We start from the raw sequence: 15,855 nt of genomic DNA on the forward strand, positions 1-15,855 counted from the left end.
TAAATATAATTAGGATTTTTCCAATTGAATGGTCATCCGTCTAATGCGATCTGCCAATTTCTCCGAAGACAGTTTAGCGCGTAATCGGTCTGTAATAATCGGAAATGAAAATGGTGTGGGTTTGGCACACGATTTCCAAATGATATTTTGGTTATTAATACGCATTAAGGCTAATTGTAATCGTCCTTCTTCCAATTGATGCTCGAAGGTTTCTGTAAATGCTTGCTGAAATAATAAATTATCAGGTTCGTAATCTTCGAATACCCCAAATAAGAGTTGCGAACTGGCTTGCAAGTGTTTGCTCTTAACCAATTTGCTTGGAAACCCTGTAAAGACTAATCCCGAAATTACGGCTATATCTCGAAACTTTCGCTTTGCCATTTCGGAAGCGTTGATACTTTTTTCTAAATCACTTCTTAAATACTCTGACGAGAACAAATTATTATCTAAAATAGTCTGAATATCTATGGGTTGATCGGATAATAACTCGAAACCATAATCGTTAAATGCAATAGTAAACGAAATGGGATGTAACAAACTTAAGCGATACGCCAATAAACTCCCCATGGCTTCATGTACAAAATAGCCTTCAAACGGATAGAAAACGGCATGATAGCCTTCTCGAGTTTTAAAGGTTTCAATTAAAAATTCATCGGCATTTGGGACCAAACTTTCCTTGTTCTGTCGTATTAAAATTGGTTCTAAAGCTTTTAATTCTTTGGATTTATCTGCATCATTAGAATTCAAAAGATAGAGTTCTTCACGAATCAGATGACTCATTTCTGAAGAAAAACTCATGCGTCCTCCCATCCAATTCGGAATTTTAGCATTTTTCTGTTTAGATTTTTTCACCAACACCTGCATATTTCTAATTCGGAACAACTCCAGTTGCCGTCCAGCAAATGTAAATACATCACCAGGTCTTAATTTTGAAATAAAACTTTCCTCAATAGAACCAATATAACCTCCTTTTAAAAACTTTACATTTAAAACAGAATCACTAACAATAGTACCTATTTGCAAACGGTGTCGCATAGCTACTGCCCTACTGTTTACTTTAAACTTCCCATCAGATTCTATATCTACACGTTTATATTCGTCGTAAGCTTGTAAACTTTGTCCGCCAAGTGTTATAAAATTTAGAATCCATTGAAACTGTTCTGCTGTTAATGTCTGAAAACAAAATGTACTTTTAACTTCCGGATAAATAATCTCTGGATAAAATCCGTCGGACACTGCCAAAGTCACAAGGTACTGTACCAGCACATCAAAACTATTCAGATATGGTACACGATCTTCTACAACCGTATTAGAAACGGCTTTTATTAAAGCCGAAGCTTCTATTAATTCTAAGGCGTGGGTTGGTAAAAAATAAATGACACTGGTTTTCCCTGGCTGGTGACCGCTTCGTCCCGCACGTTGCATAAATCGAGACACACCTTTCGGTCCTCCAACTTGAATAATAGTATCCACCGGAGCAAAATCTACCCCTAAGTCTAAACTTGAGGTACAGACCACAATTTTAAGATTCCCTTCTCTTAGCGCTTGTTCTACCCACAGCCGTGTCTCCCGACTCATACTTCCGTGATGCATGGCTATATCGCCTGCAAATTCAGGATGCTTTTCTAAAATATTTTGAAACCAAATTTCACACTGCGATCGCGTGTTTGTAAAAATTAATGTCGATTGACTTTCTTCTAGTATAGGAATAACATCTTCTAATAAATGTAATCCCAAATGCCCTCGCCATGGGAATCTCTCAATCTTTTTAGGGATGATTGATAAGACATTTATTTTCTTTCTAATATTGGCTTTTATTAAAACGGAGTTCGCTACACGTTCTTTATCTACGCCTAATAACACCTCACGCGCCTGTTCGAGATTTCCTATGGTTGCAGACACACCCCAAGTGCGTAGGCTAGGCGAAATGGCATTTAACCGAGATAAAGCCAATGTCATTTGCACGCCACGTTTATTAGCAACGAGTTCATGCCACTCGTCTACCACCACACCAATTACGTTTTTAAATATTTTATCGTAGCCCTTGGTGGCTAGTAATAATTGCAAACTTTCTGGCGTGGTAATTAATAAGCTCGGCATGTTTCGTTTCTGCGCGGCACGTTCTTTAGTCGAGGTATCTCCAGACCGAATGCCAACAGTTAAAGGCACATCTAAATCTTTAACAAAGCGTTCGGCGGCCTGTTTAATTTCTACCGATAATGCTCTTAACGGCGTAACCCAAATGGCTAAAAGTCCTTTTTGCGGTTTAGACTTATAATTTGGATGTCTTTTCATATATTCTAAAACGATAGGAACCCATAATGCATAGGTTTTTCCGCTTCCTGTAGGCGCGTTTAGAAGTCCGTTTCTCCCCTGTAAAAAAGCGGTCCAAGTTTGTTTTTGAAATGGAAACGGTTCCCAATTTTGTTGCTTAAACCAATCGTGTGCTATATGCTCTAACTCCTTTCTATTCATATATCAACTAAGCATTAACGATTCTAAATCTTCTAATTTATTCGCGTCTTCAATCTTTTTATCTTGTCTCCATCTTAAAATTCTTGGAAATCGTGTCGCATAACCACTTTTATGACGGCTTGATGGTGCAATGCCTTCAAAAGCAATTTCGAAAACCAATTCTGGTGTAACACTCCGCACCGGTCCGAAACGTTCTACAGTGTTTCGTTTAATCCAATTATCTACTTTTCTAAATTCGGCATCGGTTAATCCAGAATAGGCTTTTGCAAAGGTGACGAGTTTATCATCGCTATCCCATAAGCCAAACGTATAGTCGGTAAACAAGTTACTTCGTCTTCCGTGGCCCCGCATAGCGTACGTTAAAACGGCATCTATGGTTAATGGATCTGTTTTCCATTTCCACCAATCTCCTTTTTTTCGTCCTACTAAATATTTAGAATCCTTTCGTTTAATCATGAGTCCTTCGCTTCGCATTTCTCTGGCACGATTACGCTCTTCAGCAACCGCTTCCCACGAATCGCAATCCACCGTTTCGGACAATTGAAGTGGTAAATTATTGGTATTTAAATGCTGTATTAAGTCCTCAAGGATAAGGCGTCTCTCCGAAAATGGCAGTTGTCTGAGGTCTTTACCTTCCCATTCTAGTATATCGTAAACTTTTAAAATAACGGGTGTTTTTTCTAGAAGCGCTTTACTCACTGTTTTTCTTCCTATGCGTGTTTGCAAATCTTGAAACGTTCCAATATCGTTATTCGGAAAAGGTAAGATCTCACCATCTAATACTGTACCGTTTGGGAGTTCGTCTTTAAACACATGAAACTCTGGGTATTTATCTGTGACTAATTCTTCGCCTCGACTCCAGACAAATAATTCGTTATCTCGGATAATGGTTTGCGATCTAATACCATCCCATTTATGTTCAAAACTCCAATCTTCTATGTTACCGAGGTCTGAAACCGGCCCTTCTAAACCATAGGCCAAGTAAAATGGATACAGTTTAGAAATAAAATCTGAAGCCTTTTCTTGTAACACTAAATCTTCAAAAGATATGGTACTCGGATCCCATTTCCCCATTAATTTATAGGCCAAAACATCTTCATCTACTCCTGTGGCCATAGACAAAGCACGTGTCATTAATTTCTGACTCACTCCTATTCTAAATCCGCCTGTAATTAATTTAGTAAACACAAAACGTTCGTAATAATTGAGAGTGTTCCAATTTTTCGTGACATACTGTTTCTTAATCGCATCATCCTCTTTTTTAAGCGTGATCATTTCATTTAAGAATTGCGTTAAGGACTTATCACTAGTGTTTTTATTTGGGGGTAAAATAAGCGCTATCGTTTCTGCCAAATCTCCAACAATATGATAAGATTCTTCAAATAACCACAGCGGTATATTGGCTAATTCTGAAGCCCAAGTTCTAAGCAATGTTGTATTTATTGGTCTTGGCGGTCTTCTATGAGATAGAATGGCAATGGTCCACACCCGATCTTCATCACCCGCTTGTTTAAAATATTCTGAAAGTGCATTGACTTTTAAGGTCGTTTTAGTGGTGCTATCTAAAGTTCGTACTAATTCTGCAAAGTGTCTCATGCCTCTAGCTCTTTTTCTCGTTTGGTATCCAACTCGTTTAATTCGCCCTCAAACTGTGTATTTTCGGTACGAGCATCTAAGCCCAGGGTTCGTAGATATTTTGAAAACACATCGGTGTATCCGTGCGTACAAATCACCTTTTCTGCTCCTGTAGCTTCCACTGCTGTTAGGAGTTCCTGCCAATCGCAATGATCGGACATTACAAAACCTCGATCTACTGCTCGTCGTCTTCTAGCGCCTCTAAACGCCATCCAACCACTGGCAGATGCCGTAACATAAGGCACCATTTTTCTGATCCACGTCGAACCATGAGCACTTGGTGGTGCCAATACGATGTTGCCTAATAATTCTTTCTTAGTGGTCTCTCGGGTTATGCGTGTAGTTTCTGGAAAATCCATCATGGGACGAATAACCTCTGTCATATTTTCTATAGCTCCATGGGTGTAAATTTTACCGATATTCGGATCTAAATGTTTTAATAAACGCTGAGCTTTCCCTAGGGAATAGCCAAACAATATTGAGTTTTGGTTCGCCTCCTTATTGGTTGCCCACCATGTATTAATGTCGTTAAAAACTTCGGCTTGTGGTGTCCATCTAAAGGCAGGTAATCCAAATGTACATTCGGTGATAAAGGCATGACATTTTACGGGTTCGAAAGGCACAGCAACGCCATCCTCTTCCAATTTATAATCGCCAGAAAACACCCAAACTTCTCCACGATATTCCACACGTATTTGTGAACTTCCGATAATATGACCCGCAGGATGCAATGAAAATTTCACGTTATTAATAACAAAAGATTCGTTATAATTCACGCCACTTACCTGAATATCTCCCAACCTATGTTTAATAATTGGGACATTAATATGGTGCGTAATATATTTTTTATGACCATAACGACTATGATCGGCGTGACCGTGAGAAATAATTGCACAATCTACCGGTTTCCAAGGATCTAAGTACACATTGGCAACCTCACAGTAAATACCGTTGTCATTAAATACTAATAAAGGTGTCTTCATGTGGCTCTTTTTATTAAAGATATAACTATCTAACCAAACACATTTAGAGCAAAATCTATAGCGTTAATCTTTACTTGATTTGAGCACATTAGGACTATGATATATACCTGATAGCCGATATATTTTTGGAAGTCTATTGGAATCCATATTTCTGAGCAAGACAATAAAAAATCGGGTCGAAACCCGATTTAAATATATTATAATTTCAACTTGCCATAATCCATGGTATCCGGTTTATCTCCTGTTACGGCACTCACTCCCAATTTTACCAAAGAGACCAACTTATTATGTTTTGGATCCCAGTAATATGCCTCTGTAGGAGTAATCCCTATAGCGGTGATATTGGGGTCGTCTTTACCTTCAAACCACACACTGTCTGCCTTAGAGTATAAATCTTCAATAATAGTTTTATCAGTTACAATTCTAGCTGTTCCATAGACATTTAAAAATTGCATATCACTTTTGTCGGCATAGACTAAATGTACATTTGAGTCTTTAATAATGTTCTGATTATGGGTACTATTTTTATTACTTAAGAACCAGATGATTCCGTTTTCATCTACTTTTTTAGTACTCATGGGAATCATGTGTAAAGGCAGTGCTTGTAAATTAGTCGCCATCATGGTAAAGTCGATTTCTTCGGCCATGGCTTTAATTTTTAATTTTGCTTCGTCTCTATATAAATTTTCATTGCTCATACTGTTATCTTTTTAAGAATTAATAAACTGATAACAAGTTTACTCAACAAAGATATTTTGAGCTGATGCAATGCGATGAAATATTAACTCAGAAAAGCACTTTTGAAACTAATAAAAATATCTAAAATTATAAATTAGCATTATTGTAAATTTCATAATTACCTATCAATAAGCCTTTTAATTTTACGCTGTAAAAAAAGTTAAAAATACTTTAAAAATTAGAGCTTTATTATTTGGAAAATAGAGTGAAATACATGTAAATTTGCCACCGCTTACCAATACTGCGAGAGTAGCTCAGTTGGTAGAGCGTCAGCCTTCCAAGCTGAATGTCGCCGGTTCGAACCCGGTCTCTCGCTCAAAGCGCTTCATAAAATTATGAAGCGCTTTTTTTTGTGATATGGTGGTGTGTAATTAATCAAAAAAAACGCTTCACTTTAAGGTTCTCGACTCTGCTCGAACACCATAGAAAAGCATGTGATTTTACTATTTTATAGAACTCTAGAAAAGTCGTTGAAAATTAAACTTTGGAGAATTTAAGCAGTATTTGAGCAAAGTCAAGAATTCCAGTGATAATCTAAAAATAAACAAATAATTTTTCATCGCTAAAATTAAGAGTGTGATTCGTGATTGTCAACTAATATACATTTTTACGTTCTCGACTCCGCTCGAACACCATAGAAAAGCATGTAATTTTTTCTATTTTACAGGCATCTAGAAGAACCGTTAAAAAATTAATAATTAAGAATGTAACCGGTATTCCAGCGGAGTCGAAAATCTCCCATTTACCTTTTAAAAGGTGCTTCGCTATCTTCCTCATCAAAATTTCGTTGAGACACTAATTTATGTTCCAATGGCGCATAGAGTTCAGATTTCATATTGCTACCATTAAATTTAGAGGTCCAGTAAACCAATTTTTTTAAATTGAGATTTCTAAAGTCTTCAGATACTTTTTCCGAAAATTCACAACCACTAATACTTAATACTTCAAGTTGTGTTAAACGGGTTAATGCTACAGGTAAAATGGTCTGTTTAAAATTGTTTATTCCTAAAACACGTAGACTTTTCATATTAGCAATCCAAGTTGGTATTTTTTCTTCTCTGTTATGTGCACTGATAAAAAGTGTTTCTAAATTTAACTCAGAAATCGATTCAGGATAGGTACTGCCATTTTCATTTAAGCCTTCTAACCAAACGTGTTTTAAAGAACTCCAACGGGATATTGTTTCAATACTTTCATCATTAATATGATCACAATGTATCAGTTTTACTGCTTCAATAGTTTCAACGTTTAGGTTGTCTATGGTTTTAAGCTCTACACTCTGCATTCTTAATTTTTTAAGCTGAGGCAAACTTACAGTAGGAAAAGCATCAAAACCTGTGGCTTCAAATATTCCTAAAAATTCAAGGTTTGGTGTATGGGTTAATAAACGCTCTAAAGCTTCGGTACTTCCATTATAACCTTCAATTCTTAGTATTTTTAGGTTCGGGTGTTTAAAGGCGGTTAATCCATTGTTATGTTCTGGATTGTCTTTTTTAAATGTGATGGTAAGCTCCTTTAAATTTACCAAGTTTTTAAGTAAGCTATCTAATTGACTCACATCACTAGTGAATTCATACGATTCAATGTTTTCTGGATGTCTAAAGGTTTTAAAATTTAAAACATTATCAACATCATGATTCCGATGTCCAAGATTGAATTTAGTCGCGCTAATTACCGTATGAAATTGCTGTAAATTAAGTATTGGTGTGGATTTTATTTCAATATTAAACACATCAAACGGTACTGTTCCTGCCTCTATTCCTTTTATTTCAGAAATAGTTAAATTGCTAATCTGCTTTGGCAAGCAATCGGTATTTATAACTAAGGCACTCGCATTTTTAATCATCAGGTTTTCTAACTGTACAATTTTTGAAAACACATTAGGTAAAGTTCGAACAGGGAATTCTGTATCCTTAGTATGCCACTCTTGAAATCTGTATAGTTCTACATTTTTAAGTTTTGTACATTGCTCAATCCCTTTAAGAAGCCAATCCAGATTGTGAGCAAGTTTATAATTGAGTGTTGTTAGATTTTTAAATACAGCTAAGCTCGTTTTATGTGGCGTTTCTGGTGCTTCACAATTAACAGTTATCGTTTTTAAATTAGGAAAAAACGATGCATTCTCAAGCACAAAGCTGAGTAGTTTTGGCGTGTCTAATGTAATAGATTCTCGCTGACTTACTTCAGTCATTGGGGCAATATTAATTTCGTTATTGCCAATTTTAGTGAATAATTTAGGTCTAGTCGCATCTCCAAAAAATAAGGTAGCCGATATGCTATCTATCTTAGGTGCTATAAGCTCAAAATGTTCTAATTTAGGTAAATCTTCAAATCCATTTGATAGGCGCGTTATGCTATTTGATAACATCATAAACCGTTCTAATTGCTTTAAATGACTAACATCCTTAGGTAATGCAATTAACTCATCCAAACTAAAAAATTCTATACGTTTTAAAGATGCAGGAAACACCACTTGAGACATATCTTGAACGCCTACATAACGCAGTTTCAATACTTTTAATTTTGTAAGTTTTGTAAGCCAATTAAAGTCCGTTAAATTCAGATTGTCAGCAGAGTCTCTAGACCAGTAAGCACCTTCAATATGTACTTTTTTTAAGGATGTTAACTGAGACATTGTATTTGGGAACCTTTTTAAACAAGGCACAACAAGCTTTAGTTTTTTTAAATTTGGTAAACTACCAATATCTTCTGGTAATTGTTCAAACTCGCCTTCAATATCTATTTCTTTTAAAGATGTTAGTTTAGGTATATCTTTAAGGATGCTATCATACGTATTGCCTTCTCCTTTTAAATGAATTTTCAGACTTTCAATCCCATTAAAACGTCCTAAAACCTCTGGGTGTTCCAACAACTGCACCAAAAATTCTTTCGAGAAACTGTATAACCCCAGTTCTGGCGCTCTACTAATAAGGGAATAGAGTTTAAACAGGTCTAAGTCTTCTGAAAGCAATCCATATTCTAAAATGGAAATCAATCTTGCGTTTACAGATTTTATTCCCCCTTTTTGAGTGAGCTTTTTTCGACTTTTAAAAGCGCGTTGTAAAGCTTCTGGTGCCTGCTTTTTTATGATAGTATTACACGCGGTTCTAATGTGTTTGTCTGCTGTTGATTTTGCAATGACAAAAATTTCATAATAAAAAGATTCAGGATAATTTTCACACCCTTTTATAGCTTCAAAGGAGGCTTCAAGTTCAAAAAAATTAAATATTGGGGTTTCTATAGATTCAGACATGATACTTATTACGTTAATGGTTATACAAACCTATTATAAAATCGTAAGCGTCTTGTCACTGTATTCTGTGATATTTAAAACGTAAAAAAAACTTATAAAAATCACTAAATACCGTGAGTTTATACAAACAGATTTCTTTTAACTTGCCTACAGTAATTTGGTTTGTTTAGAAAAAGACAAATCATTGTTAATGACCATAGTTAAAAATATTTAAGAGATATGATCCCTATAGAAGATGCTAGAAAATACTTGGAGCAATATAAAAAATCAGCAGTAGACCGATTTGAATTCCGTGCGTATTCTGAGCCTTATCGTGTTTTAGCAAAAGTACTTGCAGGTATAGAAAAAGATAAACGCGTCTATTATAATCAATATGATTTTATTGAGGCCTTCGAAGATCCTTTTAATATAAATCCTTGGACCACACCAGAAGGTATGCGTTTAGGAATGCAGTTATACGGCATTATTCAAGCACCATACCTAGCAGCAATGTGGGATTTTATAAATACATTACCCTATCAAGATTCTTATAACAGACAAGCCTTTAGATCGCGAGACGGAGAAGATGTTATACACAAAAAAATAGTAACTTTTAGAGCATTCCTAAATTCCAGCAGAATGGGATTTGGTGGATTAACACTACATGAACATTTTCAATACAGCACCTACTTTCCTCACGGAAACAGCTTGTTTTTAGCCACTTTACTTCATAATGGAAATGGTATGTTTGATGAACTTTTGGACGATATTATTCAAAATGAAGACGAAATTGGTGGTATCAGCGCTGATATTATAAAAGCCCTGCTACTTTCTGAAGACGAAAAACATTGGGAAATGGTGAGTAAATTACTACTCGCCGCCCAACGCCAAGAAGGTTTAAGACAAACCATTTTAGAGTCTTTAGACGAGTCGGGTCTTAGTGCCCTAAAATATATGATTAACGTGGTTTTAGAAAACGACCTGACCCGTTTTTCTAGTGTCACCAGAGCCGTGAGTACGTGGTTTGGCTTAAATTGGGACACGCCTAAAAAATCGGTGATTAACGGCGTGCTAGAATTGGCACAATCTTTAATTCTTAATTTAAAAGAAGTAGACACCTACTTAAAGAGTAAAGATAATTTAGAAGTGTTAGTTGGTTTGTGGTCCATTGGTATTTTAGATGTTGATACAGCTAACAGAAAAGCCCTCGATATTGTTTTTGAATCGGAAGATAGACACAAGAAGATTCTTGCATTATATTTCATTAGTCAAACCGACAAAACAAATGATCTTTTAGTCGAATATTTCAAAAAAGAAGTCGGTAAAGATTATGCATTAGACCATTGGATGGCGGTAAACTTACCACCAACAACTTTAGACAATGAAACGTTTAATCGCTTATTTGCTGTAGCAAAATCGGCCGATGAAAAGGGAAAAACCTTCGAGAGTAAAATATTCTCTTGGTGGAGTTTCACACCCTCGTCTTACTACTTTTACCAGTTTTTAATTAATGGTGCTACAGAAGAACAATTAGAGCTAATGGCAGACGATTTAGAGACTTTGCCAACCGAATTTAGAGAGAATTATATCCGTAAAGTCTTCCCAAAAGATTACAGTTATTCGCTTTATAATTATCATCAAAATGCCAAGAAAAAAGAACGTTTAAATTACGACCAATATTCTTGGAAACGCGCTTTAGCCAGAAAAGCCATTTACAACCGGAATGAACTGGTTATGGCAACGGGATTGAATTTGTTTAATAAAATGCATCTTTATGAAGCCGATTTAGACATTGCAGAAGATTTACTAAGACGAAAACATAAAGATTTACGTACCTCATTAATTCAGTTATTGGTCGAATTACCGGTAGACCAAATCCGAACGCGTACCACAAATTTAGTGACTGCCAAAAATATAGACCAGCGTTTAGCAGGACTGGAAGTGTTAACCCTGTTACACGATGCCAACAGACAACCTGATTTTATAGAAGCGCATATTCGTGACTATAATAAGCGTCCTAAAATCACTAAAAACGAGCAAGTTTATTTAGATAAATTTTCGGACACTGCAGAAGAATTCAACTATAGTAACGGTTTTGGAGCTATAGATTACGATAAATTAACACCGCTATACATCCCAAAAACACGTTTTGAAACGAAGACGAATTTCTTTGATAAATTAGGCATTTCCATGTCTGAATCTTCAAAATTCAAGTTCAAGGATTTTATTGATACCAAGAAAATCATCTCTCAGGTCAATAAATTAATTGCGCTTGTTACCGAACATAAGCAGCATGAATACCAAACAGAAGTTTATGATGGTGAAATTGCAACCACATACATAGAAAAGGGCATTCGTGATATTAAAAAATTAGGAGACGATGCTACTGCAGAAGCACTTTTACATAATATTCCGTTAGCTAACGTTTGGATTGCTTGGTATGAAAAAAGTGGTTTAAATGATTTCGAAATGTATGCGACCATTCGATACATAAATCACCGCAATGCACCATTTGGGGAATATAAAGAATTAGAACCTTTTGGCAGACAATATTATCCCGATTTAAACGGATTAAATTTAGGCGAAAAGCAAGCGTATTACAGCACATCCAATGACTATGTCACCATTTTAAGTCGTTTATTTAAAGTCTATTCAGAAGAAAATACAATGGCCTCTTTTAAATTAGATATTTTAGAGGATATGGTTGCCAATTTCCCTGAAAAACTCAAATTACTTCAATTTCAATCGTCTCGATATCGTTACGAAACCGTGACTTATAATTGGGCAAACATCATTTTACCACTCGCACCAAGTTTAAGTCAGAGTAATTTAAAACATATATCTAATGAAGAACTTCAACGTTACTGGGGTATTCATATGTATTTAGTCGCTCAAGATATTTCACATCCCGATGCAGAGACCGATGTAAAAGTAATTACACAACAAGCTAAAAGACCAGGAATTGTGCCATTTCCTAGTGTTGAGCTCAATTTAAAAGGTTATCAAGCAGGTTTATTAAATGATGATGACTTGCGTTTTCAGGCTTTAAATTCACATGAATTAATGGTCATTATGGATGGTGGCTTTAACTACAGGATGAATTTTAAATCGGTTGAAAGAGATTCCATTCCAAAGCACGTAATTGCGCCATTAAAAACCAATTTATTAGAAACAGAACTAGAACGTGGTGACTTAGCGACGCCTGCAACAGCGTATATGAGTTCTATTTACCGCTTAGAAGGCATCGATTATGTGTTCCGGATTTTGGAACGTTTAGGAAAAGATAATTTTGAACGTGGTTACAGTTATTATGGTGATAGTAAAAAAACAATCTTTAGCGGTATTTTAAAGAAAACTACCTTTAAAGACACCGAAAGTTATGCAGATTTCGCCGCACGTGCAGATGCGTCTAATGTCAGTAAAAAACGCCTTATAGAACTTGCTTGTTACGCCACACAATGGACGGCCTTTGTTGGTGAATATTTAGGTTTAGAAAATTTAGACGCTGCCGTATGGTGGTTTCAAGCGCACGCTTCAGATTATATGAATAGCGAAAAAGAAACCATTATTTCGCGTTATTCAAACATACCAAAAAGCGATTTTGCCATTGGAGCCATAGATATCGATTGGTTTAATAAAGTGTATCAAACCATCGGGAAATCTAATTGGAAATTACTTCACGATGCCGCCAAATACATCACCGATGGAAACGGACATCGCCAAGTTAAATTGTATTCTAGCGTCATGTTAGGTGAAGTAAAAATCACCGAAACCCTAAAGAAAATTAAAGACAAACGCGATAAGGATTATGTGCGTGCTTTAGGATTAATTCCGTTAAGTAAAACCGTGCCCGAAAAAGACGTCTTAAAACGTTACAACCTCTTGCAAGATTTCTTAAAAGAGAGCAAGCAATTCGGACAACAACGTCAAGAAAGCGAAGCCATTGCTGTAGGCATTGCTTTAGATAATTTATCACGAAATGCCGGCTATCAAGACCGTGTGCGTTTTAGTTGGGCTATGGAAGCGAAAGCCACTCAGACCATTATGGAGCAAGCCGTGATTAACATAGAAGAAACAGAGATTGAACTCGTAATTAACGACCTTGGTAAAGCAGATATTAAAGTTACCAAAGCAGGAAAATCATTAAAAAACATTCCAGCAAAACTGCGCAAAGACAAACAAGTTATCGCCTTAAAAGAGCACAAAACGTACTTATCTAGACAATACAGCAGAACGCGTGTTTCGCTAGAAAATGCGATGGTTAACGAAGATGAATTTACGGCAAAAGAAATTCATAATATGATGCAACATCCTATTGTAAAAGTGATGTTGAGCAAGTTAGTAATGTACGTTCCAGAAAGAGAAATTACAGGGTTTTATAACGAAGGAACATTAACAGATGCTTCAGGCAAAACGCATCCGTTAGCAGAAGATGATGTGTTACGTATTGCACACGCGTCACATTTATATCAAGCGGTAGAATGGGATATGTACCAAAAATATGTATTTGCAGAGCGCATTACGCAACCGTTTAAACAAGTGTTTAGAGAATTGTATTTAATCACTAACGACGAACGCGAACACAGCAACCGTTCCGAACGTTATCAAGGGCATCAAATTCAGCCAAATAAAACCGTAGCACTTTTACGCGGTCGTGGTTGGACGGTGAGTATGGAAGACGGCTTACAGAAAGTGTATCATAAACGCGGATTTATAGCCACCATGTACGCCATGGCAGACTGGTATTCGCCGTCAGATGCAGAAGCACCAACTTTAGAAGTCATTCAATTTCACGCTATAGACAGCTACAAAAACATCCCGCTTACAGAGATTCCGCCAGTAGTTTTCAGCGAAATCATGCGTGATATCGATTTGGTGGTAAGTGTAGCTCACGTTGGTGGTGTCGATCCGGAAGCGAGTCATAGTACTATGGAAATGCGTGGTGCATTGGCCGAAGCATCTGCCCAGTTATTCAAACTTAAAAACATCACGGTTAAAGAGCGTCATATCTTTATAAAAGGGACTTTAGGCGAGTATAGCATTCATTTAGGAAGTGGTCAGGTGAGTAAAAACGGACTCTCGTTGTCCATTATTCCAGTACATAGTCAGCATCGCGGACGTATGTTCTTGCCTTTCGTAGACGAGGACCCAAAATCGGCAGAAATTATTTCTAAAATGAAATTACTTTCAGAAGATAATAAAATCCAAGATCCAACCATTTTGGCACAAATTAATAGTTAATAATAGTATTAGGGCGTTACCTCGCTTAGGCGAGGTCGGGCTTTCTGTTGCAAGTCCTCGTGCTATCGCACTGTGGGCTTTCCACGACAATCCCTAACGCAAAAAAAATCCGTATACCAATGGAACTGACATTACAACTTAAAAGACTGGGAAAGAAAAAAGTAAAAGAAGTCCCTTTTACCTTAGAAGCACATCCTAAAAACCTAGAAGAATTATTAATTGGCTGTGTAAAACATCAAGTAGAGGCGTATAATAAAAAACGAACCGAAGTAAACGTCATCGGATTTTTAAGTCCGGCCGAAATTCAAGAACAAGCCCAAAGTGGTAAAGTCGATTTTGGAGATATTACCAATACAACGCTTGCCAATCACCAACAAGCTATAGACAATGTGTTGTTAGCTTTTAAAGACGGTCTATTCGTGGTTTTTGTAGACGATGAAGAAATAACCGATTTAAAAACACCTTTAGTACTCAGCTCAAACAGTGTGATTGCCTTTATAAGACTTACATTTTTAGTCGGCACCTATTGGTAAATTATTTATGAAAACCCTTCTTTGGAGATGATAATACCATGTATTCTAAACTAGTTTCCGGACAAGGCACATTTCAAATTAGTAATCATAAAACGATAGAAATTAAAACATTAATTTTAAATAAAGATTTTTCCAAACACAATAAATAAAACAAACTATTAAAAAACACATCATGAAACATTATACAAACGCCATCATTTTTGGAATTGCAATCGTTGCATCCTCAATTTTCTTAGGAAAAGCCTACACCGACAGAAATAAAATCGATGGTAAAATAGAAGTCACCGGTCTAGGAAAAACCGATTTCTCATCAGATTTAATTGTTTGGGAAGGAAGTTTTGGGTCTGTTAACATGGATTTACAGCAAGCCTACATTTCTTTAGAACAAAAAAAATCGACTATTAATAATTACTTATCTAAAAAAGGGATTAAGCCAGAAGAATTGGTTTATAGTGCGGTTTCTACACATCAAAAATCGAAGCAATTATACACCGTTAATGGCGATTATGCTGGCGAAGAATTTGTAGGTTACGAACTTACGCAGTCTATAGAAATAGAATCTAAGGACGTGGATAAAATAGAAAAAGTCTCTAGAGAAATTACCGAATTACTAAATCAAGGGGTTCAGTTTTATTCGCAAGCACCACGCTATTATTACACAAAACTTGCCGATTTAAAAATTGAAATGATTTCTAAAGCTACAGAAGACGCGAGATTACGCGCCGAAAATATCGCTAAATTTTCTGGGGGACATTTAAGTGAATTAGAATCGGCTAAAATGGGAATCTTTCAAATTACAGGTCAAAATTCTGGTGAAGATTATTCTTGGGGAGGAACCTTTAATACAGCAAATAGAGAAAAAACAGCTTCTATTACTATGAAGTTGGTTTATAAAGTTGACTAATCTCCTACTCTATGTATTTATAATAAAAAGGTATTCCTATCCACTAGAATACCTTTCTTTATATCAGAAACTGAATAACAAAAAAAAGAGCTTCATCTTAGAGAGGCAAAACAC

The 15,855-nt window shown here is 36.1% G+C and carries 8 protein-coding genes and 1 tRNA gene; 4 read left to right on the forward strand and 5 right to left on the reverse strand.

Going from position 1 to position 15,855, the window contains the following annotated elements; genetic code table 11:
• Window positions 1–9 precede the first annotated feature (9 nt).
• From ACKC83_RS15470 to ACKC83_RS15485, 4 genes are all read right to left on the reverse strand, one after another.
• Window positions 10–2,475 (reverse strand): ligase-associated DNA damage response DEXH box helicase, encoded by a 2,466-nt coding sequence (locus ACKC83_RS15470; protein WP_434036205.1) that lies wholly within the window; start codon window positions 2,473–2,475, stop codon window positions 10–12.
• A gap of 3 nt (window positions 2,476–2,478) precedes the next feature.
• On the reverse strand, window positions 2,479–4,071 hold the full coding sequence (locus tag ACKC83_RS15475; RefSeq protein ID WP_434036206.1) for an ATP-dependent DNA ligase: 1,593 nt from the start codon (window positions 4,069–4,071) through the stop codon (window positions 2,479–2,481).
• Entirely contained in the window at window positions 4,068–5,093 is a 1,026-nt protein-coding gene (locus tag ACKC83_RS15480) for a ligase-associated DNA damage response exonuclease (RefSeq protein ID WP_434036207.1), read from the reverse strand. The genes ACKC83_RS15475 and ACKC83_RS15480 overlap by 4 nt, the downstream gene beginning before the upstream one ends.
• Window positions 5,094–5,290: 197 nt before the next feature.
• The gene (locus ACKC83_RS15485) at window positions 5,291–5,791 is read right to left on the reverse strand and encodes a pyridoxamine 5'-phosphate oxidase family protein (protein WP_434036208.1); all 501 of its coding nucleotides are present in this window, start codon (window positions 5,789–5,791) and stop codon (window positions 5,291–5,293) included.
• Window positions 5,792–6,074: 283 nt separating this feature from the next.
• On the opposite strand from ACKC83_RS15485, the gene ACKC83_RS15490 reads away from it, so the two are divergent.
• A tRNA-Gly gene (locus ACKC83_RS15490) sits at window positions 6,075–6,147 on the forward strand.
• Between the two features lie 426 nt (window positions 6,148–6,573).
• Here the strand turns inward: ACKC83_RS15490 and ACKC83_RS15495 are convergent.
• Entirely contained in the window at window positions 6,574–9,084 is a 2,511-nt protein-coding gene (locus tag ACKC83_RS15495) for a hypothetical protein (protein WP_434036209.1), read from the reverse strand.
• Window positions 9,085–9,303: 219 nt separating this feature from the next.
• Here ACKC83_RS15495 and ACKC83_RS15500 point away from each other — a divergent pair, with 219 nt between their 5' ends.
• The 3 genes from ACKC83_RS15500 (at window position 9,304) to ACKC83_RS15510 (ending at window position 15,741) form a co-directional block, all read left to right on the forward strand.
• Entirely contained in the window at window positions 9,304–14,304 is a 5,001-nt protein-coding gene (locus ACKC83_RS15500; RefSeq protein WP_434036210.1) for a DUF5724 domain-containing protein, read from the forward strand.
• A 119-nt stretch (window positions 14,305–14,423) separates the two neighbouring features.
• Window positions 14,424–14,837 (forward strand): hypothetical protein, encoded by a 414-nt coding sequence (locus tag ACKC83_RS15505; RefSeq protein ID WP_434036211.1) that lies wholly within the window; start codon window positions 14,424–14,426, stop codon window positions 14,835–14,837.
• A 172-nt stretch (window positions 14,838–15,009) separates the two neighbouring features.
• Window positions 15,010–15,741 (forward strand): SIMPL domain-containing protein, encoded by a 732-nt coding sequence (locus ACKC83_RS15510; RefSeq protein ID WP_434036212.1) that lies wholly within the window; start codon window positions 15,010–15,012, stop codon window positions 15,739–15,741.
• The last annotated feature ends 114 nt before the right edge of the window (window positions 15,742–15,855 follow it).

This window comes from Formosa bonchosmolovskayae, assembly GCF_051016085.1.
GTDB lineage: Bacteria > Bacteroidota > Bacteroidia > Flavobacteriales > Flavobacteriaceae > Formosa.